Here is a 22,872-nt window from a genome sequence, read left to right on the forward strand (position 1 = left end):
TTTTGTTATTTTGGTTATTGGGATTCTTAATTATAAAAAAATAAAAAATAAATATATAAGTATATATAGAGCCGCAAAGGAAAATGCCGATAACAATAATAACCCAATTACACCTAATCCCTTATGGCTGTAGGGTTTATAGGGGGTTATTAAAGAAAATCTTTAGTAACATTTGATGTTTTTTAAGTAACTTTTTCATTTTTTAATAACCCGAAGGGAGTTTTGTAGTTGTTTGAAAAATTTATTGAGGAAAATATAGAACGGGATATTAAAAGTTTTGAAACAAATAACATGTTGTATGAAAGATATAAAAAGTTTTGTAGATTTTATCAGATTGAAATTATGACGAAACGAAAATTTAGTATATACATGAGAAAACATAATATAGGTGTTCGACATAAAAGAATGAAAAACTATTTAATTGAAAACGGCAGGTGGGGAGTGAAACTACTTCCATGCAAGTATTAAAAATCTTATCTGCAATTTGGAAATCAGGTGCAAATATCTATCTCGATCCGAGCGATGGTCGAATTGCGATAAAAAGACAAAATTTAATTCCGGCGGAAGTTATGCAAGCTGCGGAACAAAACTACCAAGCTATTGATGATTGGTTTAAATCGTGGAAGAGTGCTAGTGCGGAAAAGGTTACAATCCTAAAAATTTTTTATGAATTTTCTGGTTGGAAACATAACAAAAAGCTACATGATTGGTTGATTGCTGATGAAGATTCATTACAAATGTTCTATGACTGGACGATTGTCCTTGCAAAGAACGGGTGGACAGACATGTATGAAGATTATAGGCCATTTGAAAATGATGAATCAAATGCAATGGCAAGAAAGATATATGAACGTGCGGTTTTATATGCGAGGAAAGGAGCTTAGACTATGCTTAAAAAAGTTGAACGAAGTATAAAGCATGCAAAGAAAAGAATTGATGCATTAAAAGAAGCTCATGGTGATAATCCTGGAAAAACTCATTCATATCATGGGGGTTGGGATTTAGGTTATTGGGAAGGTCGCCTTTCAGCTTTAGAGGATATGCATGATGAAATTGAAGGTGAAAATGAATGATTCGTTTTCATTACACAGATAAAGAAATAACTAACATTCTTAAAACACTCACAATCGTTATCGATACTCGTGAAAACGTAAATGGTCATATTCTTGATTACTTACATCAAAAGGGTGTACCAATAAAAAATCAAAAATTAGATACGGGTGATTACGGCTGCATGATTCCCAAAAATGAGGAACTTGGAATACCGCGGGATATTTATTTGGATAGCCGAGTAGAACGAAAAGCCCATATGGATGAAATTACAGGTAATCTACAAAAAGATACGCAAACAGCGTTCGAAAATGAATTGATTCGTTCGAAGGACATTCCATTCACTTTAATTGTGGAGGATCTACACGGATACGAAAAAATGATTCAAGGTAAATATCGTTCAAAATATAATCCATTAGCATTGCTTGGTAGACTCAATACTTTTAAAGCAAGATATGGTTTTGAAATCGTATATTTAGATAAAAAATTCAGTGGTAATTGGATTTACCATCATTTCTATTATCAAGCAAAACATTATCTAAAAACAGGGATGTTTTAAGGTGGTATTTATGATTAAGAAAAATTTAACAGAAGAGCAACAAAAGGATTTTTATAAATTCCAGCTGATAGAAATGGGATACTTCAAAACACCAGAAGGATTACAGCTTTATGAATTATCTTTAGAACAGCTGAAAGAAATTTATAAAGAGTTAAAAGCATAAATAAAAAATGTCGAAAGGTGTCGAATTAATATGGCATATTCTCGTGAAGAGCAAGAAACTACATTGGTTTTTGACTATAGCACAGGTGAGTGGAATGTTTACTCTACTGTTCCAAAGCACATTCGAAAACTAGCAAATTTATGCGAATTACAAACTTTAGAAGAAGAGGACGGAAGACCAATAGCGGTTAAAGGTGTTCTTCAAGAGAAACAGGTAACAATGAAAAATTTACGAGTGATGACAGAAGAGCAAAGGCAGAAAGCGGCTGAAAGACTTTCTAAGGCTAGAAATGCACTGAAATAAAAGGAAAACTTTAGTTCGAATATCAATCTAATATAAAAGGAGTCGGATACCATGACAAAGGTAAAATTGAACGTTTTATTTAAGAAAATGCAAAAGGATGATAAAAAGGAAGTTTTAATGTTTCACGTATTAAGTGATGAACTTCCACATGCTGATGAGTTGCTGAAAATGCCAGGTACTATTGTTCATCTAACTGTGGAGAAAAGTGAAGTTGAACCAATTGGTGCTGAATTTGCTTCTATCCAACGTGATAGTAAAAAAACTGCTCTGAAATTCAATGTAAAAGGTGATACGAAAGATAAAATCAATAAACTGTATCCATTCGCTGGTGAAAATGTTTCTATCATTCTTGAACCTTCACAAATGTCTATTGATGAATTTTATGAAGAACCACATGAAGGAATGGAATACAAAGTTAATTCAGATGGAACGACTGATGTTGCTCCTGGTCAATTAAAACTTGTTGATGGAGAAACTGTTGCGGAATAAATACCTGTCCTGGGCTTCGGCTCAGGATATCACTTATTAATTAAAAAGGAGCGAGTTTGTAATGACTAATGAAGTAGTAGTGGATCTAAGCGAATTATTCAAAATGCAAAAGGTACTTGATGATGATATTAAAGCAAAACATAAAGAAAACTATGCACGCTATGACATGATGTTTAATAAAGTTTACGCACTCAAGAATGAAGTTAACGAGGCTTGGAATGTCACAAATGCTTTCAAAATGTGGTCAACAAAGTTTGAACAGCCAAAAGATTCTTTTTTAGAAGAAATGATTGATATTCTTCACTTCTGGTTATCTATTGCAATGGACTTTAAGTTAGAACGTGAATTAAAAATAGTTGAAATCACAGAAAGTAAGATTCATAAATTCAATAATGCCTTCTTGCACATGGACAAGAAAGTCAATCATTTAATAGGAAAAGTAAAGTACAAAGATAAAATCGGGGCTAAACGTTCGTTGTTATGGATTATGGACTTATTCTATAAAATCATTGAATTTGCTGGGTACACATGGGATGACGTGGTTCGAATGTATAAAGAAAAGAATGAAGAAAACTTTAAACGATTAGCAAGCGGATATTAATAATCCTTGAATTGTGGAGGGTATTAAATGAGTGATAAAAAATGGATTGCACTTGTTTGGACAATGTGGCTACTGTCAATGAGTTCAATGTGGTGGTTCGAATGAAGAAAGAGGATTTTGCAGTCATAGCGATAGCGTGGTTTCTTATCACGCTCGCTATGTATCTTTTGAAATTTGGATTAGGAGTGGATTTGTAAAGGAAATACAATTTGAGTTTTGTATGAAAAGGAGAATTGTAGATGTTTATCAGATTGTTTTTAAGTAATAATTCAACGTTTGATTTCATAACAGACAAATATGTAACGGTAGAAGGATTCGCTGAAGATTTGGCTATGTCACAAACATTCGATAAAAATGGTCACGGATTTTATAAATATGGAGAATACCTTGATTTTAGTGGGATGTTTATTAAGCGTAATGATATTGTAGCGTTTAAACAAATGCCTGAATAACAACGTTATTGTATTACAATTTGAATTTTGTACAAAAAAAGGTGGATTGAGGATGGCTAAAACAGAGATTACTGTCGAGATGGAACGACAAATATATAGTGCAACTACTTGTAATCAAGGGGTATTTGGTTGTTTTGAAGTGACAATTGGTTGGTTCGGAAAAGAACGTGTGGACTACTTGACGTATGATACAAAGGGGATTTGGCGTTGCTATGAGATTAAAGTATCATTGTCCGATTTTAGAAGTAAAGCGCATAAAACCTTTGTGGGACATTTTAATTATTATGTAATGCCGGAAGAACTTTATGAAAAAGTTAAAGACGAGATACCTAAGCATATAGGTGTATATGTTGGTAAAACACTTATGAAACGGGCAAGAAAACAAAAACTCGCAGTAGATGAAGAGGTTTTGAAAGACTCTTTCATTCGTTCGCTTTACCGAGAGGCAGACAAAGTATTGCGTAGCAATAATCCATCTATTGTGGAGTCATTACAAAGGCAGTTGCGGAATGAACGGAAACAAAAAGAGGAATACCGAAGTAAATATCAAGAGGAAAGAAGAAAATATGAACCTCGAAGTAAACGGGTAATTCAGTAGACAGTTTTTTAACCAAAGCGTTATTTGAGAGAAAGGACGGACAAGCAATGGATATCAAAATTAAACTTGAGAATAAAAAAACAAAATACTTAGTGGGCGACATCATTGTTATAAATTCAGGAGAAATATTTTTCATATATAGTGACCCATCGACAGGAAAGTATTCACTGTTGAATTGCAAAATGGACACTTGGGCCTCAGGGTGCTTTGATTCAATAGATGATCTTATGGAAAATATGAAAAACTGGACGACATTTCAACACTATTCAGCAAATGAATATCAATTAGAGTTAGTGCCTACGAAAGAAAAATAATACAAAAACACAATTGAATAGAAAAGAGGGACAAAGTGAATAAATACTCTACTATGCTTATTCATAATCTAGGAATCATTTCTTTAATAGCATTTATATTCTATATGACTAATAGTTGGTGGTCCTTAATTGTATTGCTTTGTTTGGTAAAAACGTCTAAGGAATCTTAATGAAATAATTATTGGAATCTTATCGACACGTTTCGACATATAAATGACCGTCAGAATCATAGTAAATTTGGTTTATTTTTCTTTCTGAATGTAATAAGGTATCGAAAGTGTTAAAACGTCTTAAAAAGGGAAATAAATAGGTTTAACGATGTTTGTAGTTTTATTATAGAAGGCGAGAGTAAATGATGGGAAAGTTCGAATTCACGATTAATACATTAGAAACTGCATTAGAACATTATCTTAAAACAATGGAAGTCATCAATAAAAATTCAAAACGATATAAACAATTTGAAAAAAGGACTAAAGAATTAAAAGAAGCCTTGGTTATCCTAAATCGTTTTAATAGAAAGGAAGAGCAAGATGGCTAATCTTAAAAAAAGAAAATTAAGAAAGGCGATTTCTAGACGTGCAAAAGCCGTCGATAAATACCAAACTGATAAAGCCTGGCGAAATATCTTTGTTAAAGCGGGTATTTTGAAATGATTGTGGAAGGTCAAAAAAGGAAGTAGGTGAATCATCATTTTTGACTGGCTGAAAGACTATCAGAAATTAGAAGAAGAAATTGCTTATTTAGAATATAAATTAGATAAAGCGAAAGCTGAATTGAAACGCTGGGTTAGTGGTGATTTACAAGAAGTTCGTTTAACTGCTGAATCAGAAGGTGCAAAGGTAGAAGATCGAATAGCTGATATTGAATATGAGTTAGCGCATAAGATGAATGAAATGCACGATTTAAAAGAATTGATTAGTAAATTTACAAGTCTAGAAAATCTAATATTAAAAATGAAATATATTGAGTGTATGACATTAGAAGACATTGCGTATAGCTTACATTATAGCCCAGGTTATATTAGACGTAAGCACGCTGAAATAAGAAGAATGGTTAAGTTTGCTGAGACTTTCTAATGTTACTTTTTTGTAGATAACATTTAGTGTACAGAAACCATTGAAAAAATGAGTTATAGTAATAACATAAGAAATTGACGAAAGGGCAACTGGTGCACGGTTGCTCTTTTATTATTGACTAAAAATGTTATTCGCTTATTAAACATTGATTCTTCCACTAATATCCATTAATATGTTAAATGGTATATATAGAAAAGAGGGGATTAATTGGCGACGATATTTAGTTTTTTTAATCAAGGATGGGTAGGTTCTTTGATAGGGATAATAGGAATATTGATTGCAATAGTGACCTATCGGAAATCTAAAATAGGCCAGAGGTTAGTATATCAATCTAGTGCTATTAAAATAATAGGAAAGAATCGAAATACACCAGAAGAAATACAAATTTATTTTCGTGGAAATGAAGTACCTCGGGTGATTAAAACAAATTTGGTTATCTGGAATTCGGGAAATGAGACAATAAAGAGTAGTCATGTTACTAAAGAGGATCCGTTAAGAATACAAATTGAAGAATCAGAAAGCATTATTAGCTATCGTATTCTTAAAGAAACTCGACATACAAATAAAGTGAAGTTAGTTTTAGATAAACAAAATGTATTACTTTTTAATTTTGATTATCTAGATCCTAATGATGGAGTGAGAGTAGAAATACTACATACAGATGACATAAACCCAGTTGTTTTAAAAGGGACCGTTATAGGAATGAAACAAGACATAAAAAGTTGGAATACAGAGAGGGGGGTAAAGAAGAATACTGGTATATTTACTTTCATAAAAAAATCATGGGTTACTAAAATGGCATTTGCAATGACGTTTTTATCGGGAGCACTTTTAATTTTTATGCCACTTACATATTGGTTCTTTCCAGATGCATATTACGAACTAAATCGTTTGTTTAAGGGGAAATCTAGCGATATAACACGTGTTTTTTTCTTTGTATTCGGGATAGTTTATATGTCTATACCATTATATATACTTAGCTTAAAACGGAAAAGATTCCCCAAAAAATTAAAAGAGTAGTTATTATTTTGATATGAAGCATTCCTTATGGAGTGCTTTTTATAATGTAATTTTCTATATAATATTAATAAAATTTATCTATAAAAATAATGCAATTAATACTTGTCTTAAGTAAAGTGAAATGGTATAATAAGAGTATAGAAAGGAGGGGGAAATGAAAGATGATAAACAACTTAATAAGTTTTCTTCTTGAGTCTAGCAAGTGGGCTGACTACTTGAAAACTTTCACGGCACTGTTTACTACATACAAAACAGTCAAAGCAATCACAAGCCAAGTGAAAAAGAGATTCAAAAAGAAAACAAAAAAGCGTCCTAGACGTAAAGGTAAGCGAGTCCTTCCAAGACAATTACCAAAACGAATTAGACGCTAGTCACATGGGAAGCCTAGTCAAAAGGCTAGGTTTCCTAAATAAAATATATCATCTTTCGAAATATCATGTCAAAAAAATTAATTGTACTGAATGTATTATGTTTACTCTTTGCTGGGCAATTTCTGGTGACTACTGATTTTAGCGATATGCGTACCTTTGATTATATCTACGCTGGTGTTCTAGTTGTTTGGGCAATCGTAATTATTGGTTATATTGTAGTTACAAGAATTGGAAAGGAGAGGTAACATGTACAAGTTTAAAAGTGATGAAGAACTATCGAAATTCATCGCAGAGGAAATCATTAATACATCAGAGGCGATAGAAATACTTGGCTGTACTCGTCAAAATATCGCTTATTTAGTTACCAATGGAAGAATCAAACCTATTAAGGAAATGTCACGAGATAGGTTATTCTTTAAAAAAGATATTTTAAAATGGAAAGAATTAAATAGTGATTAAGAGAGTCGATCGTGGCTCTCTTTTTTTATTATGTAAAAATTACATAGGTGGTGTGTGTAAGCAATGAAGGATGAGTTATTACAAAACATCATACTAAAAAAGAAAATTAATCAATTGTCTGATGATAATCAAAAGTTACAGACAACAGTGAACGAGTTATTTCAAACTGTGGAAGGCTTAAAAGTTACGGTTGATAATTTACAGAAAGCTCTAAATGAAAAGGTAGATGGCGAAAATATTTTGGATGCTATCGTATATGCAATAGAAGAAGTAAAAGAGTTTGATTGAAGGAGGATGAATGATGGACGAAATCAATTTAAATCATAGATATTGGTGTTTTGGAATTGACCAATATTATCCTTGTGGTGGGTTTGCTGATATTCATAAAACTACTGATTCTAAACAAGAAGCAATCAAATGGCATGAAGAAGAAAAAGAACACTTCGATTTTTGTAAGGTTTGGGATTCTGTAACTCGTGAGTATGTAGATAATGAAAAAAAGGAGGATGAAAGGAATGGCTAATACCAAATTAATCATTGAGGTAACTGCGGATACAACTGAAGCATTAGAGGGAATTAAGGAAGTAACTGAAGCAGCTAATGAATGTGCAGATGCATTAGAGAAGTTGGAAAAGGTGATGCATAAATTTAAAGGTCAATCTGAAACGTCTGAAGTATCTTTCGATATAAAATCAATTGCTCAATCTACAATTGAACAGACAGCAGACTACTCCATTAAATTACAAGTAAGTAAACTAGACATAAAACGTTCAGATCAATTTTAAGTATTGTAGGCGCTACTGTAAATTATGTAGCGTCTTATTTGTTGTTGAAAAGAAAGGAAGGAGTGAAGGTAAATGGAACTAACTAAACTAGAGGTAGCGATTGCTCTTAGTGCATTCATTCAAGGATTAGATGAGGAAGAACTTGATAAAGGTAATGATTTATTAAAACAAGTAGAGAGTGAATTAGATAATATAGTCAGCAACTCAACGCTAAATCAAATGAAGGAAGCTGGTGAAAGTGTTGTAACGAAATTCATTCATAAGATATTAGAGGATGAGTAACAGTGAAGCAATACAAAACCAAACAACAGAAGCGTAAGTTCTATGACAGTGGAGCATGGAAGAGTATACGTGAGCAAGTAAAGAAGCGTGACAATTATGAGTGTCAAGAATGTAAACGTAATGGTCATGTTCGTACTGATACAAATGAATACAGCGAGAGTGCAAAGCGTAAGAAGATACAACTCGTTGTACATCATATAAAAGAACTTGAACATCATCCAGAACTTGCATTAGAAATAGACAACCTTGAAACAGTCTGTGTGGATTGCCATAATAAAGAACACGATAGAATATTTAAAAAGAAAATCAACAAATGGGAACACGATGAAAAGTGGTAAAAATAATTCAGGGACAATACCCCCCTTAAAAAATTTCACCAAAAATTGCTCTAAGGGGCACCGGTGGTGGGGGGTTAACTGTCCAATTTTTTTCAAAATTACGCACGTAAGGGGGTGGGTAGATGGCTGTTAGCATTACGAAATTAAAAGAACAGTTAATGAATAGCATTGATACAGGTGATTTAGTCCAGGTTGAAAAAGTGGAACGATACATTGACCTGGTTAGTGCATTCAGAAAAATTAACAAAACAATCAATAAAGAAGGTGAATCCGTAACAATTAAAAACGGATCTCAGGTTTTTATTAAAGCCCACCCTCTCATAAGTGAAAGAAATAAAATTAACAGTTCTTTAATTGCGCTAGGGCGCGATATACAATTTATTAATAAGCCTATTGCTGCCGATACTGGCTATAGTTCAAGTGATTTAACATGATTAGACAAAAGTATGTGGAAGAATACATTGAACTTTATCGAAGTGGGAAAATAAAGTTCAATAAAGAAAGAGAACTGTTAATTCGATACCTAGAAAAAGATGTTTTAAGCAGAGACGACTTGTATTTTGATGATGAAATGATTGAGAAGTGTATCCGTTTCGGAGAGAAATGGTATTTTCCTTTGCAAGCATTTCAGAAATTCTTAATAGCATTCGTCTTTTTATTTTATAAAAAAAACGGGCGTGTATTTTATCGTAAATTCTTGTGGATGCTAGGACGCGGTGGCGGTAAAAATGGTCTTCTATCTGTCATTATTCACTTTTTAATCAGTGAATTACATGGAATACCAGAGTATAACATTTCAGTAGTTGCGAATAGTGAAGAACAAGCGAAAACAAGTCCTGATGAAGTTAAGAAAACCATTCGGAAACGGGAAAATGAAACATTAAGAAAAGCTTTTAAAGCAACCGAAACGCAAATAACTTCAAAAGTTACTGGCAGCATATTAAAGTTCAGAACTTCTAATGGAGATACGAAAGATGGTTTGCGAGATGGTGCAGTTGCCTTTGATGAAATTCATCAATATGAAAGCAATAAAGATGTCCGCGTCCACATCAGCGGCTTAGGAAAAAAGAAAAATCCGCGTGAGTTTTATATTGGTACAGATGGATATGTACGGGATGGTTTCTTAGATAAATTAAAAGAAAAAGCAATGAAAGTTTTAAATGGAGAAGCGCGTCCTAATGCTCTTTTTCCTTTCATTTGTAAATTAAATGATGAAAAAGAAGTTGATGATCTGGATAATTGGGAAATGGCAAATCCGATGTTATCAAAGCCTTTAAGCGAATATGCGGAAGGTTTGCTTGAAACGATAAAAGAAGAATACGAGGATTTAGAAGATGACCCAAGTAATCGCGAAGAATTTATGACAAAACGTATGAATTTACCTGTTACAAATTTAGAGCGTTCTGTTGCAAAATGGTCGGAAATCGAAGCGACTAATCGGCCGTTTCCTGATTTATATGGACAGGAATGCATTGGTGCGTTAGATTTTGCGAGTATTCGAGATTTCGCAGCATGCGGGCTGTTATTTAGAAAGGATGGAAACTATATTTTTAAAACTCATTCCTTTGTTCGAAAAGAATTTGCTGATATTTATTATGGATATTCTAAAAAAGCAGGAGAGTTCAAAAAACAGAAGTTTGCTCCAATAAAAGAATGGGAAGAACAAGGTTTGTTAACAGTTGTGGACGAACCAACAATCGATCCAATCCATATTGTTCATTGGTTTGTAGAAATGAGAGAGCAATATGGAGTTAAAAAGATTATAGCTGATAATTTCCGCATGGAAGCGATACGGCCACTATTGGAAGCGGAGGGATTTGAAATCGAGGTTATTCGAAATCCAAAAGCGATTCATAGTTTACTAGCACCGCGGATTGAAATGGCATTTGCAAATCATCAAATTATTTTCGACGATAATCCATTGATGCGTTGGTACACACAAAATGTTTTAGTTGTAATTAAAAAAGATGGTAATAAAGTATATGAGAAGAAAGAGCCTGTACGTAGAAAAACAGACGGATTTCAATGTTTTGTACATGCATTGTATAGGGCTGATGAAATACAAGAAGAAACTGACTTCATACTAAGTGATATTAAATTCTAATAAAGGGGGTGATGACAATTGGATGGCTAGATAATGTATTAAACAGAAATAAAGAAATAGCTTTTATGTTTGATGTAGACATGTTTATCGATTCGGCTAACAGAGTCCACATGAAACGGTTAGCTATCGAAACCTGTATATCTTTTTTAGGAAGAACAATTAGTCAATCGGAATTTAGAATCAAGAATGGTAAAGAATTTGTGAAAGATGAATTGTATTACCGATTAAATGTTCGACCAAATAAGAACATGACGGCCAGCAGTTTTTGGGAAAAACTTATTTATAAACTTATTTATGATAATGAGTGTTTAATCATACAAGCTGACGATGGAGATTTACTTATAGCTGATAACTTCGATCATAATGAATATGCTGTATTTGAAGATACTTTTTCGAATGTCACAGTAAAAGACTATCAGTTTAAGAGAAGCTTTAAACAAAGTGAGGTTATTCATTTAAAATATCGAAACAACAGACTATCACCGCTTATTGATGGTCTTTTTTCTGATTACGGTGACTTATTCGGAAGAATATTAAACTCTCAAAAGCGTAAAAATCAAATTCGTGGAACAGTGGACATGGATATGATTGGAGCAAAAACTCAAGAGCAATTAGAAAAGTTACAAGAGTTTATAAATAATGTGTATAAAGCGGTAGATAAAAACGATTTCGCGATTGTTCCACAACAAAAAGGGATTGAGTATAAAGAAGTTTATAACGGTTCCGCTAATGGCCCAAGTGTGGAAGAAGTAAATAAAGTAACCAATGGATTCTTAAATCAAGTTGCAATGGCCATTGGTATTCCAACAGCCTTAATATATGGAGATATGGCTGATGTAGAGAAACAAACGAAAAATTACATGCTTTTCACAGTAAAACCTTTGCTAAAAAAAATAGCGGATGAAGCGAATATGAAATTCTTTGAAAAGAATGAGTATCTTGCAGGACAAAAGGTTGAAATAAAACCTGTCTCTTATCAAAGCATATTTGATCTTGCGACAAGCATTGATAAGTTAATTTCTTCTAGTGCCTTTACTGGAAATGAAATTAGATTGGAGGTAGGTTATGAAGCTTCCGAGGATTCGAACTTGGATAAACATTACATCACGAAAAACTATGCTGAAATGACAGCAGTTGAAGGAGGTGAGAAAACAAATGACGGTGAAAATTGACATTAAAGGGCCAATCATTTCAAATGATGAAGCTTGGATTTACGAATGGTTTGAAATGGATGCTACAAGTCCAGGAATGGTCGCAAAAGAACTTACAAATGCAAATGGTGAAGATTTAATTGTATCAATTAATAGCCCTGGTGGATATGTTGATGATGGATCAGAAATTTATACAGCCTTAAAAAATTATCCTGGTCATGTGGAAGTTCAGATTGTTGGTTTAGCAGCAAGTGCAGCGTCTGTAATTGCAATGGCTGGTGATAAAGTCCGAATTTCTCCAACAGCAAAAATTATGATTCATAATGCTTCTATGTGGAATGGTGGAGATCATCGTGATATGTCAAAAGCGGCTGAGATGCTGAAAACAACAGACAGAGCAATTGTAAATGCCTATGTTATTAAAAGTGGTAAATCTGAAGAAGAACTACTTAATATGATGGCTGAAGAGACTTGGATGGGTCCGCAACAAGCATTAGAAAATAACTTTGTGGATGAAATCATGTTTATGGAGAATCCAGTTAAAATGACAGCTTCAACTGCTACTGCTGCCATGCTTCCACAGAAAGTAATTGATGGCTTTAGAAATGGAACAATGAACAAGGGCCAAGGGATTACAAAAGAAGATTTAAAAGCAGCATTATCAGGATTAAAAAACGAAATCCTGAATGAATTGCAAAATAATATAGAACAACCGAAAGAGCCGAATCCGAAACCTATTAAAAATGGTGGATTGAAAAGGCTCTTTTTAAATTTATAAAAATTGGAGGAAATACGTAATGGTAATTAAATTCAACAAATCAGAAATGTTCAATGAAGCAAAAGAGAAATTGACGAATACTTTATCAAATCCTGAAAGTACAGAAAAAGAACAAGCAGAAGCATTTAAAAATTTCTTTGATGCAATGCAAACAGATGTAATTAATACAGTTCGTACACAGGTGAACGATGAAATGTTAGATCGTTCAATTCTGCAGCAACGTGGTCAAAATGTTTTAACTTCTGAAGAAACAAAATTCTTTAATGCAGTTGTACAAGATGGTGGATTTAAAGATGACTCAATCCTTCCATATACAACGCAAGAACGTGTTTTTGAGGATTTAGTTACAGAACATCCTTTACTTGCAGAAATTGGCCTTCAAGATCTGGGAGCAGTAACAAAATTTATTTATTCTGATCCAACAAAAGCGTATGCATGGGGTCCATTATTCGGTGAAATTAAAGGACAAGTTAATGCAGCATTCCGTGAAGAACAAATTGGTCAATTGAAATTAACAGCATTTGCAGCGATTCCAAACGACATGCTGGAATTAGGTCCTGTTTGGGTTGAACGTTATGTTCGAACTTTGCTAGTAGAATCTTATTCTGTAGGTCTTGAATTTGGTTTTGTTAATGGTGGCGGCGCCACAGTACATCAGCCGATTGGATTAATGAAAGATGTTAATTCTAAAACAGGTGCTATTACAGATAAGAAATCATCTGGCACATTGACGTTCGCTCCTTCTCAATTTGGTGAAATTGTAGCTGGTGAACTTTACGAAGTAGTAAAAGCTTTATCTACTGATGAAAAAGGTAAAACACGTAAAGTGTTAAACAAAATTGTGATGGTTGTAAATCCTGTGGATGCAATTGGTGTACAAGCACGTAATACAATTCAAACAACAAATGGCCAATGGGTAATGGCATTACCTTATAACATTAAAGTAGTAGAATCTGAAGAAGTTCCAGTTGGAAAATCATTATTCTTTGTGAAAGGGCAGTATCTTGCAGTAATCGCAGGTGGATATAAACTTAAAAAGTTTGACCAAACATTGGCGATTGAAGATGCAACACTTTACACAATTAAACAGTTTGCGAATGGTAAGCCGAAAGATAACAAAGCAGCACTTGTATATGATTTAAAAATCTCGTTTACGCCGCCTGAAACTCCAGCTCAAGAGACTAAATAAGGAGTGATGTGAATGGACATCACAACAATTTCAAATGAAATATTAGAAGAATTTAAGGAAAGGATGCATTTAGGTGATGATGAAGATGATAACCTTAGACGCATCCTTTCTGCGTCTAATAAAGCTCTATTAAGAGTTTGTGGAGATTATCATTTAAATACTGACGAAGAGTTCAAGGAATTAGTCTTTGAACGCTCTCGTTATGTATACAATGATGCTTTAGAGTATTTTGACAAGAATTTTTTAAGTCAGATTAATAGTTTAAGTATCGATAAAGCATTAGAAGAAATTAACTTGGACGGTGATTAATATGCGTCCGTTTCAATATAAAAAACCTTTAAATACAGGTGACTTTAGAAATCGAATTATCATTGAACAGCCTATCACAATAGAAGATGATCTTGGACAAGTGATTGAAACATCATGGACTGAATTAAAAAAAGCATGGGCGATGATAAAAACGTTAAAAGGATCGGAATATATGGAAGCATCAGCTTCACAAGCAACAAGAATCTATCGTTTTGTAATTCCTTATACAACAGGTATTACAGAATTAATGCGTATTAATATGAAAGGTCGTATCTTCGATATCATTGAGCCCCCTATGAACGATGATGAAATGAATAGAACGTTAACCATCATTGCGAAGGAGCGTGTTTGATATGAATGATTTTGCGAGCGAACTTGCTAGAGAATTACAAAGATATGCAAATACTGTGGAAGAGGATTTAATAGAATCACAAGAAGATCTGGCAGATGAAGCGATAAATAAGTTAAGGCAAGATAGCCCTAAAGATACAGGAAAGTACAGTAAGGGTTGGCGAAAAAAGAAAGATGGTAAGTCCATTATTCTTTATAATGCGTTAAAACCACAACTAACACATGTATTAGAAAAAGGGCATGCAAAGGCAAATGGTGGACGTGTTCCGGCGAAAGTCCATATTCGTCCTGTTGAAGAATATGTAATTAATGAATTGCCAAAGCGTATAGAAAGGACGATTGGGCGATGACATTACTTGAATTAAAGAAAATTCTTGAGGCTACAGGTTTTCCTGTGGCTTATTCGCATTTCACAGCAACGCCAGGTCATCCAGTGCCTTCGACACCTTATATTTGTTATCTTGTGGATGGCTCACCCAATATGCCAGCTGATAACAAAGTCTATCACAAAATAAATGATGTAAATATAGAGCTTTATACAACTAAAAAAGATTTGGTTGCAGAAGCCAAGTTAGAAAAAGCCTTAGATGATCATGAGATACATTATGAACCATTTGAGGTTTTTATTGAGTCTGAAAAACTATTTCAAAAATCTTATGAAGTGAGGTTGATTTAAATGGAAAACAAAGTATCTTACGGATTGAAAAACGTTCGTTATGCAACGTATGAAGTAAAAGATGGTTTGGTTACATTCGGAACAACAATTCCAATGCCTGGTGCAGTGGAACTAACGAATGAGCCACGCGGTGATTTAATCGAATTCTATGCAGATGACATGCTTTATTACTCAGCAGATAATAACCAAGGTTACGAAGGAACTTTAAATATCGCTACTATTCCAGAACAATTTGCAATTGATTGTTTAGGTGAGCAATTAGATGAAAAAGACGGTGTATTAAATGAATTAGCTGATGCAAAAGGAAAACCATTCGCGTTGTTATTTGAATTTGATGGAGATGTGAAAGCAACTCGACATGTTATGTATAACTGTTCAGCAAGTCGACCTAATATTTCATCAAAAACGAAAACAAATTCTGCTGAACCAAATACAAATGAATTGAAATTCGTTGCGAGCCCACTTATTTTAACACCTGGTGGAAGACCGATGGTTAAAACGAAGACTACATCTAAAACAACACCAGAAATTTATGATAGTTGGTATGATGCAGTTTATGTAAAAAAGGCTGAAGAAAAACCACCAACAACTTTAACAAAAGGAGAATAAGGAAATGGAAAAGACAATTACGGTAGATGGTAAACAAATTCGACTAAAATGTACAGGAGCCACACCAATGCGTTTTAATGCACAATTTGGTAAGGATTATTTTGCTGAAGTATTAAAAGTAGCTGTAATTGGTAAGGAAGGTTTTGCAAGTATGGATCTATCACTTTTAGCAAATTTAGAGACAGAATCGCTATACAATATTATCTATATTTTTGCTAAGACAGCAAATCCAGACATTCCAGATAAATTAAGTTGGTTGGATTCTTTTGATGAGTTTCCTGTATTTGATATTTTTATAGAAATTCAAGATATGATCATGGCCACAATGCAATCTAAAAAAAAGATGTAATTGATGAACAAGAAACAAGTATTGACGAAAGTGAGTTTACAACAGAAACTTTCCTTGCCCTATGCTACAGTTGCAAACTAACAAGAGCTGATTTAGAAGACATGACAATCGGTATGTGTCTAGATTATATAAACGAATATACAAGTATTAGGGATCCTAAAAGCAAGAAACAGTGTACTAGAAAAGCGACTCAAAGTGACATGGATAACTTTTAAAGAAAGGGCGTTACACAAATGTGTGATGCTCTTTTTTATGTTGTAAGGAGGTGGAAGGATGGATAAATCAATCAAAGGTATTACGATTAAACTTGGTGCTGATACAACAAAATTAAGTAGTGCATTGAACGATGTTACAAAAAAATCTGTAAGTCTAGCACAAGAATTAAAAAAAGTTGAAAGAGGATTAAAGCTTAATCCAGGAAACGCGGAGCTTATTGCTCAAAAACAAAAAATATTATCCGAACAAATAGCTAATACATCTGAAAAGTTGAATCGATTAAAAGCAGCTCAAGCCCAGGTCAATCAAAAGTTCGCTGAAGGTAAGATTTCACCGGAGCAATATCGTGCGTTTAATCGTGAAATTGTACTAACACAAGGACAATTAGACGGTTTAAAAGGGAAATTAAATAGTGTTTCAGCAGAACAAAAGAAAGTAGCTGACGCTACAAAACAATTACAAACTTTCTTCAGAGCAACTGGTACTAGTGTAGATCAATTCTCTAATGTGTTAGGTAGCAAGTTAACGAATGCAATAAAAAATGGTACAGCGTCATCGAAACAACTTGATGAGGCCATTGATAAAATTGGTAAGCATTCATTAGGCGCAGGCGCGGATATTGACAAAATGAGAAGAGCTCTTTCTTCTATTAACGATGGAAACTCATTAAATAATATACAAAAAGAATTGCAATCTATTTCAAGAGAAGCCAATAAAACAAAGACTTCTATTAAAGAAATGGGAGAAAAGTTAAGCGGAGTCGGAACAACAATGAGTACGCGTGTTACAGCTCCAATTGTTGCAGCAGGAACAGCAGCCACAGCAGTGTTTTCTAATTTTGATGATGGTATGCGTAAAGTTCAGGCCACAATGGGAAATAAGCTCGGTAAGACTACTAAAGAAGTAGAACAAAACATGAAGGCACTCACTGATGAAGCTAAGCGCTTAGGAAGTACAACAGCTTTTAGTGCTTCTGATGCGGCTGCTGGTATGGAAAAACTAGCACTTGCTGGTTGGGATACAAACCAAATTATGGCCGCAACAGAACCAATGCTAAATTTAGCTAGTGCTGCAGCTATGGATCTAGGTACCGCTGCTGATATTGTTTCAGACACAATGTCTGCATATGGAATGAATGCTAATGAAGCACAAAAAGCGACTGATATATTCGCAAAAACAATGAGTAGTACAAACACAGATGTGGTTATGCTTGGAGAAGCAATGAAATATGTCGGTGCAAATGCTAAAGCGAGTAATATGGATTTAGTACAAACAAATGCAATTCTTGGTACGCTAGCTAATGCAGGTATAAAGGGTTCTTCAGCTGGAACAGCTTTGTCAGCTATGTTACGTGATGTTAAGAAAAATGCAAAAGATGGTGCGATTGCGATAGGAGAAACAAAAGTTGCTGTGTATGACGCAAACGGAAATATGCGTGATATGACTAGCATTTTAGTAGATGTTGAAAAAGCTACTAAAAAAATGAATGGAGCTCAACGAGATGCTGCTCTTTCAGCAGTTTTTGGTGAAGAGGCAATACGAGGGGTAAATACTGTACTCCAAGCAGGAACGAAAAGTGTAAAAGATTTGGAAAAAGAGTTACGCAATAGTGAAGGTACTTCGAAAAGTATGAAGGAGACAATGGAAGGCGGTCTTGGTGGTGCATTTCGTTCTTTAAAATCAGCTGTGGAAGGTTTGGCAATCGCATTCGGTGATGCTTTAGCACCTGTAATTAAATCAATGGCGGAAAAACTAACAGGATTAACACAATGGTTTACATCATTAGATGATTCAACAAAAAAATATATTGTTACCGCTGCTGCAATAGCGGCAGCTATAGGTCCAGTATTGATTATATTAGGAAGTCTAGCATCTTCTATAGGAAAGATCATATCATTATTCGGCATGTTCGGTACAGCCACCGCGGCAGTAGGAACTGTTTCTGGAACAGCTGCTGTAAGTGTAGGAGGATTAGGAACTGCATTTGGTGGGGCTTTATTAGCAATTGCGCCATGGTTAGTTGCAGCAGGAGCTGTTGCCGCTGCTGGTTATGGTATATATAAAGCTCTGAATGAAGAGGCTGTTCCAGCCGTCGATTTATTCAAAGAACGCGTGAATTTAGCAGCTGACGGAACTGTGCAAAGTGTAGATAAGATTTCGGAAAGTACACAAAAAGCAGTAGGCGCTTTTATGGATATGTCACAAAAAACTGGTACTGAGTTAACGAATATGTACGCTACACAAACAGCAATCAATGAAGAAAACATGCCTGTAATTGTTGGGAAATTCGATGAGATGAAAAATCAAATCATTGCAGGTTATGAGCAACAAAAAAATGATTCTATTGCAAAAACAACTGAAATGTTTGCGACAATGGGACAAATTACAGATGAAGAGAAGTCTTCTATCTTAGAAAAAATGAATGGTTTCTATGATCAGCAGAAACAAAAAGCCCAAGATACTCAAAATCAGATTGTCCAAATTCTGAATACAGCTAAAGAACAAAAACGAGCGTTAACTACTGACGAATATAATCAGTTAATGCAATTACAGAGCAATTATCAAAGTGAAGCTGTAAAATCTCTTTCTGCTAATAAAACAGAACAAGAAGTTATTCTTCAAAATTTAAAAGATTCTAAGAGTCGTATGAATGCTGAAATGGCTTCTGATGCGATTCAAAAAATGGAAAAACAACGTTCTGAAACAGTAAAAAAAGCTCAATCAGAATACGATGATAAAGTTAGAATTATTTCTAAAATGAGAGATGAAATGAAAGTAATCTCTGCAGATCAAGCAGATAAATTAATTTCTGACGCAAAAAGACAACGAGATGAAGTAGTAAGTAAAGCTAATGAAATTAAGAGTCAAGGTGTCGATCGTTTAAAAAGTTCTTACAAGGGTCTGGAAGATCAAGTTGATACAAGCACAGGTAATATTTTAACTTATTGGGATAAGCTGAAACGTTGGTGGGATGGATGGAATCCTACTGCAAAAAAATTATCTGTTGGTGTTGTTAATGGCGCCGCTACTGCAGCAACTGGAGGAAGGGTGCAGTTCTCACCTAGATCGTTAACTACAGGTGTTGATGCTCCTAAAAATTCTAGTGTTCCAATGCTTGCAACAGGTGGACATGTACTTGGTGATGGACAATTTATTGCTGGTGAAAAAGGTCCAGAATTATTTACCAAACAAGGAAATAAAGTTTCTGTTACACCGTTATCCTCAAGAGAAAAATCACTTGGTATTACAGGAGCGATGAATCAGTTATATAGTGATATGAGTCGTGTAATGGCTAGTTCCATGAAGCAATTCGCTGGATTAAAAAATCTAATGAGTAATGTCTATGGAAGCATGGCTAGTAGCAGACAAGCTATGACAAGTAGCATATCAAATCAAGTGTTTAATTATTCGGCTGGTTCATCTGGTGGTGGAGTGATTCCAATGCTTGGTGGCGATTTAGTTGTGGAAGTACCAGTTATTTTAGAAGGTAAAGATGTAGCACGTGGTACGTATCGATATACAACCGAATATCAGGAAAGAGAAGCAAAAAGAAACTCAGCCTTTTAGGTTTGGGTTTCTTTCATTTTATAAAGAAATGAGGTGTCAACATGAGTTCTTTTACATTTAATAACGAACGAAAAGACTTTATTCAAATCGCAAAAGGGTGGAAAAGACCTACTTGGGCGCCATTAAAAAGGAATTTTCTAAGTGTGCCAGGATATCCAGGCGCAAGGTTATTAAATACACAAACGGAAATGCGTGTTTTGTCTATCCCTGTAGGAATTATTGTTCCAGATGATTCAGATTTAGAAAATATCAAAGAAGAAATGGCAAATTGGTTAATTACAGACCAACCAGCAGAACTTGTTTTTGATGTTGAACCAGACCGAACCTATTTAGCTGTTGTGGATGATAGTTTTGATCCGGATGAGTTTGTAACTCTTGGTATGGGAACTATTAAATTCATTTGCCCGATGCCCTACAAACTGGGTAAGGTACAGACTCACAAATTCGAAAGAAACTGGACCACAGAAATCACATCATATTTTAAAAATAAAGGTAGCGTAGAGGCGCCAGCATTAATTGAGATTGATGTAGAAAATCCAAGCACTTTTCTTGATGTCTGGTTCGGAGAATATCCCAATAATCGTAATTATTTCCGCATTGGTTATCCATTGCAAATGAATCAACTTCCAGTAGAGCGGAATCAACGTGTGTTGTGGGATGAAATGACAACTACGGTCGGATGGGGAAAAGTCACTGAGATGGAAGATGGAGAGCCTGTCGGAGAGATGAAAACAGATAGTTATCAATTTTATTGTTCTGATTATGGTACAGGAAAAGGATGGCATGGCGCAGCTCTTAAAAAGAGCATACCGCAAGGTCCTTTGCAGGATTTTATTATGCAAGCGTATGTTACTTGTAAAAGTAAAACAATCAATGAAATGGGAAGGGTAGAAATAGCGATACTGGATGAAAACAGTAAAGTCATTTCTAAGATAGCGATGAACGATGTTTTTTGGCAAGCCGAGCAAAATGTAGGAACGATGGTAATTGGATATGATGGCCATCCACACAGGACAACCCTTATTCATGAAAGTGGAGATCACCCTAATACTTGGAATCAATATAATGGTCGATTGTGGATAGCAAGAACAGGCAACGTGTGGGAGGCATATATTTCTAAGTTTCTACCTGGTACAGAGAGAGATGATTCAGAACGCTTTGTGCGATGGATTGACGAAAATAACTATCATATGTCCAAAGCAGCACAAATACAAGTGAGTATTATGCAATGGAAAGATGTACCACCTGTAGAAGCTTTGACAGTAAGTGACCTAAAAATATGGAAAGTAAACATGAATACACAAAATAACCCGCCTTACATTTTTGATAAAGGCGATAAAGTGGTTATTGATACCGAACGAAGCCTTGTAACGATAAATGGTATAAAAGCAGTGAATATCAAAGACTTTTTCAGTGATTTTCCAGTTGTAATACGCGGCGACAATCGCATTGATATTATGCCAGGTGACGTTGGAAAAGCAAGTGTATCATTTAGGGAGCGATATAGATGAGAACACCAAGTGGAATTTTACATGTTGTTGATTTCAAAACAGGGCAAATTGTATCAGCTATCCAGCCTAAAGATTATTGGGGAGATAAACGTCATTGGGAAATTAAAAATAATGTTGATACATTAGAATTCAAAGTTTTTGATCATACAGACCATGCGGCAACTCTTATGCAGCAGAACTTAGTATTAAAAGAAGTTCGCGATGGTCGAATTGTTCCTTATGTCATTATTGAAGCAGAGAAAGATTCTAAAGATAGATCCGTTACAATCCATGCTCAAGGGGCATGGGTTCTTTTAAAAGATGCTGAAGTGATTAAACCTCAAACAATTGAATCTAAAACTGTAAATGAATTTATCGATATGGCACTTAAAGGAACCGAATGGAAAAGAGGAAAAACAGAATATGCAAGCTTTCATTCTATGACTATCGATACATTTATTGACCCTTTGACATTTTTAAAGAAAATTGCTTCGTTATTTGAATTAGAAATCGTTTATCGTGCTGAAGTGGTTGGCTCACAGATAGTGGGCTTGTATGTTGATATGGTCAAAAAACGTGGTACAAATACAGAAAAAGAGGTTGAATTGGGGAAAGACTTGCTTGGTATTAACCGTATTGAAAACTCTCAAAATATCTGTACCGCACTTGTTGGATTCGTACGAGGCGAAGGAAACGAAATTATCACGGTCGAGGGTATTAATAATGGTCTTCCTTATGTAGTTGATAATGATGCCTTCCAACGTTGGAATAAGAAAGGAAAACATAGATTTGGATTCTATAGTCCTGAAACAGACAATCAAGATATGACACCTGAACGCCTCATGACTCTTATGAAAACAGAGCTGAAAAAGCGAGTAAATACCTCAGTTACTTATGAAGTTGAGGCGGCATCAATTGGTCGTGTGTTCGGAATGGCACATGAGTTAATTAATGAAGGCGATACAATTCTAATTAAAGATACGGGATTTACGCCGAAATTATACCTTGAAGCACGTGTGATCGCTGGTGATGAATCTTTTATTGATCCTACACAGGATAAATACGTATTTGGTGACTATCGTGAGATTATGGACCCGAACGAAGAATTAAGGAAAATGTACAATAGAATCCTTTCTACATTAGGAAGTAAAGCGAACAAAGAACTATTAGAACAGTTAGAAAAGCTCGTACAAGAAACCGATGAGAAAGTTGAAATTGTACAA

General features: G+C 34.6%; 35 protein-coding genes. All 35 read left to right on the forward strand.

Annotated elements, in window-relative coordinates:
- Positions 1–455 precede the first annotated feature (455 nt).
- A complete protein-coding gene (locus MR058_RS15875) occupies positions 456–884 on the forward strand; it encodes a hypothetical protein (protein WP_242144912.1) in 429 nt (142 codons plus the stop codon).
- Positions 885–887: 3 nt separating this feature from the next.
- A complete protein-coding gene (locus MR058_RS15880) occupies positions 888–1,073 on the forward strand; it encodes a hypothetical protein (RefSeq protein WP_242144914.1) in 186 nt (61 codons plus the stop codon).
- Positions 1,070–1,609 (forward strand): ERCC4 domain-containing protein, encoded by a 540-nt coding sequence (locus MR058_RS15885; RefSeq protein WP_242144916.1) that lies wholly within the window; start codon positions 1,070–1,072, stop codon positions 1,607–1,609. Before MR058_RS15880 ends, MR058_RS15885 begins: the two co-directional genes overlap by 4 nt.
- A gap of 10 nt (positions 1,610–1,619) precedes the next feature.
- The gene (gene fbpA / locus MR058_RS15890; RefSeq protein ID WP_242136671.1) at positions 1,620–1,772 is read left to right on the forward strand and encodes a Fur-regulated basic protein FbpA; all 153 of its coding nucleotides are present in this window, start codon (positions 1,620–1,622) and stop codon (positions 1,770–1,772) included.
- Between the two features lie 30 nt (positions 1,773–1,802).
- Positions 1,803–2,075: a hypothetical protein gene (locus MR058_RS15895; RefSeq protein ID WP_242144917.1), complete on the forward strand. Its 273-nt coding sequence runs from the start codon at positions 1,803–1,805 to the stop codon at positions 2,073–2,075.
- 51 nt (positions 2,076–2,126) lie between these two features.
- Entirely contained in the window at positions 2,127–2,564 is a 438-nt protein-coding gene (locus MR058_RS15900; RefSeq protein ID WP_242144919.1) for a hypothetical protein, read from the forward strand.
- A gap of 61 nt (positions 2,565–2,625) precedes the next feature.
- A complete protein-coding gene (locus MR058_RS15905) occupies positions 2,626–3,165 on the forward strand; it encodes a dUTP diphosphatase (RefSeq protein WP_242144924.1) in 540 nt (179 codons plus the stop codon).
- 239 nt (positions 3,166–3,404) lie between these two features.
- The gene (locus tag MR058_RS15910; RefSeq protein ID WP_242136667.1) at positions 3,405–3,617 is read left to right on the forward strand and encodes a hypothetical protein; all 213 of its coding nucleotides are present in this window, start codon (positions 3,405–3,407) and stop codon (positions 3,615–3,617) included.
- Positions 3,618–3,669: 52 nt separating this feature from the next.
- The gene (locus MR058_RS15915; RefSeq protein WP_012095049.1) at positions 3,670–4,215 is read left to right on the forward strand and encodes a BAR domain-containing protein; all 546 of its coding nucleotides are present in this window, start codon (positions 3,670–3,672) and stop codon (positions 4,213–4,215) included.
- Positions 4,216–4,262: 47 nt separating this feature from the next.
- Positions 4,263–4,529: a hypothetical protein gene (locus tag MR058_RS15920; protein WP_242136726.1), complete on the forward strand. Its 267-nt coding sequence runs from the start codon at positions 4,263–4,265 to the stop codon at positions 4,527–4,529.
- Positions 4,530–4,884: 355 nt separating this feature from the next.
- On the forward strand, positions 4,885–5,067 hold the full coding sequence (locus MR058_RS15925; protein ID WP_242144927.1) for a hypothetical protein: 183 nt from the start codon (positions 4,885–4,887) through the stop codon (positions 5,065–5,067).
- Positions 5,060–5,182, forward strand: coding sequence for a DUF3983 domain-containing protein (locus MR058_RS15930; protein WP_242136724.1), 123 nt, complete (start codon positions 5,060–5,062; stop codon positions 5,180–5,182). The genes MR058_RS15925 and MR058_RS15930 overlap by 8 nt, the downstream gene beginning before the upstream one ends.
- 36 nt (positions 5,183–5,218) lie before the next feature.
- Positions 5,219–5,605: an RNA polymerase sigma factor sigma-70 region 4 domain-containing protein gene (locus MR058_RS15935; RefSeq protein ID WP_242136728.1), complete on the forward strand. Its 387-nt coding sequence runs from the start codon at positions 5,219–5,221 to the stop codon at positions 5,603–5,605.
- A 207-nt stretch (positions 5,606–5,812) separates the two neighbouring features.
- Positions 5,813–6,625, forward strand: coding sequence for a hypothetical protein (locus MR058_RS15940; RefSeq protein WP_242144929.1), 813 nt, complete (start codon positions 5,813–5,815; stop codon positions 6,623–6,625).
- Positions 6,626–6,786: 161 nt separating this feature from the next.
- The gene (locus MR058_RS15945) at positions 6,787–6,996 is read left to right on the forward strand and encodes a hypothetical protein (protein ID WP_242144930.1); all 210 of its coding nucleotides are present in this window, start codon (positions 6,787–6,789) and stop codon (positions 6,994–6,996) included.
- Between the two features lie 246 nt (positions 6,997–7,242).
- Positions 7,243–7,455 (forward strand): helix-turn-helix domain-containing protein, encoded by a 213-nt coding sequence (locus tag MR058_RS15950; protein ID WP_242144932.1) that lies wholly within the window; start codon positions 7,243–7,245, stop codon positions 7,453–7,455.
- Between the two features lie 63 nt (positions 7,456–7,518).
- Positions 7,519–7,743 (forward strand): hypothetical protein, encoded by a 225-nt coding sequence (locus MR058_RS15955; protein WP_242136729.1) that lies wholly within the window; start codon positions 7,519–7,521, stop codon positions 7,741–7,743.
- A 13-nt stretch (positions 7,744–7,756) separates the two neighbouring features.
- Entirely contained in the window at positions 7,757–7,978 is a 222-nt protein-coding gene (locus MR058_RS15960) for a hypothetical protein (protein WP_242144933.1), read from the forward strand.
- On the forward strand, positions 7,971–8,240 hold the full coding sequence (locus tag MR058_RS15965; RefSeq protein WP_210351362.1) for a hypothetical protein: 270 nt from the start codon (positions 7,971–7,973) through the stop codon (positions 8,238–8,240). The genes MR058_RS15960 and MR058_RS15965 overlap by 8 nt, the downstream gene beginning before the upstream one ends.
- A 72-nt stretch (positions 8,241–8,312) precedes the next feature.
- Entirely contained in the window at positions 8,313–8,522 is a 210-nt protein-coding gene (locus MR058_RS15970) for a hypothetical protein (protein ID WP_087099177.1), read from the forward strand.
- A gap of 2 nt (positions 8,523–8,524) precedes the next feature.
- Positions 8,525–8,860, forward strand: a complete 336-nt coding sequence (locus tag MR058_RS15975) for an HNH endonuclease (RefSeq protein WP_242136701.1) — start codon at positions 8,525–8,527, stop codon at positions 8,858–8,860.
- Between the two features lie 122 nt (positions 8,861–8,982).
- Positions 8,983–9,294 carry a P27 family phage terminase small subunit gene (locus MR058_RS15980; protein ID WP_087099173.1) on the forward strand — a complete coding sequence of 104 codons (312 nt, stop codon included), beginning with the start codon at positions 8,983–8,985 and terminating at the stop codon, positions 9,292–9,294.
- Positions 9,291–10,964, forward strand: a complete 1,674-nt coding sequence (locus MR058_RS15985) for a terminase TerL endonuclease subunit (RefSeq protein ID WP_087099171.1) — start codon at positions 9,291–9,293, stop codon at positions 10,962–10,964. Before MR058_RS15980 ends, MR058_RS15985 begins: the two co-directional genes overlap by 4 nt.
- Positions 10,965–10,972: 8 nt before the next feature.
- Positions 10,973–12,136, forward strand: a complete 1,164-nt coding sequence (locus tag MR058_RS15990) for a phage portal protein (RefSeq protein ID WP_424924262.1) — start codon at positions 10,973–10,975, stop codon at positions 12,134–12,136.
- Positions 12,120–12,893 carry a head maturation protease, ClpP-related gene (locus tag MR058_RS15995; protein ID WP_087099167.1) on the forward strand — a complete coding sequence of 258 codons (774 nt, stop codon included), beginning with the start codon at positions 12,120–12,122 and terminating at the stop codon, positions 12,891–12,893. The genes MR058_RS15990 and MR058_RS15995 overlap by 17 nt, the downstream gene beginning before the upstream one ends.
- Before the next feature lie 19 nt (positions 12,894–12,912).
- Entirely contained in the window at positions 12,913–14,082 is a 1,170-nt protein-coding gene (locus MR058_RS16000) for a phage major capsid protein (RefSeq protein WP_242144934.1), read from the forward strand.
- A 12-nt stretch (positions 14,083–14,094) separates the two neighbouring features.
- Positions 14,095–14,391: a hypothetical protein gene (locus MR058_RS16005; RefSeq protein ID WP_087099163.1), complete on the forward strand. Its 297-nt coding sequence runs from the start codon at positions 14,095–14,097 to the stop codon at positions 14,389–14,391.
- A 1-nt stretch (position 14,392) separates the two neighbouring features.
- Complete coding sequence (locus tag MR058_RS16010; protein WP_087099161.1) at positions 14,393–14,743, forward strand: phage head closure protein; 351 nt, start codon at positions 14,393–14,395, stop codon at positions 14,741–14,743.
- A 1-nt stretch (position 14,744) separates the two neighbouring features.
- Positions 14,745–15,092, forward strand: a complete 348-nt coding sequence (locus tag MR058_RS16015) for an HK97 gp10 family phage protein (protein WP_242144935.1) — start codon at positions 14,745–14,747, stop codon at positions 15,090–15,092.
- Positions 15,089–15,418: a hypothetical protein gene (locus MR058_RS16020; protein ID WP_087099157.1), complete on the forward strand. Its 330-nt coding sequence runs from the start codon at positions 15,089–15,091 to the stop codon at positions 15,416–15,418. Before MR058_RS16015 ends, MR058_RS16020 begins: the two co-directional genes overlap by 4 nt.
- Positions 15,419–16,027 carry a major tail protein gene (locus tag MR058_RS16025; RefSeq protein WP_242144936.1) on the forward strand — a complete coding sequence of 203 codons (609 nt, stop codon included), beginning with the start codon at positions 15,419–15,421 and terminating at the stop codon, positions 16,025–16,027.
- Positions 16,028–16,031: 4 nt separating this feature from the next.
- Positions 16,032–16,376, forward strand: coding sequence for a hypothetical protein (locus tag MR058_RS16030; protein ID WP_242136713.1), 345 nt, complete (start codon positions 16,032–16,034; stop codon positions 16,374–16,376).
- Positions 16,377–16,649: 273 nt separating this feature from the next.
- Entirely contained in the window at positions 16,650–20,159 is a 3,510-nt protein-coding gene (locus tag MR058_RS16040) for a phage tail tape measure protein (RefSeq protein ID WP_242144951.1), read from the forward strand.
- A gap of 41 nt (positions 20,160–20,200) precedes the next feature.
- Complete coding sequence (locus tag MR058_RS16045; protein ID WP_242144952.1) at positions 20,201–21,670, forward strand: distal tail protein Dit; 1,470 nt, start codon at positions 20,201–20,203, stop codon at positions 21,668–21,670.
- The coding region (locus MR058_RS16050) for a phage tail spike protein (RefSeq protein WP_242144954.1) at positions 21,667–22,872 on the forward strand (1,206 nt) is incomplete at its 3' end. The genes MR058_RS16045 and MR058_RS16050, both read left to right, overlap by 4 nt.

Origin of the sequence: Bacillus cereus group sp. BfR-BA-01430 (genome assembly GCF_022663115.1) — a bacterium.
In the GTDB taxonomy this organism is placed as follows: domain Bacteria; phylum Bacillota; class Bacilli; order Bacillales; family Bacillaceae_G; genus Bacillus_A; species Bacillus_A cereus_BD.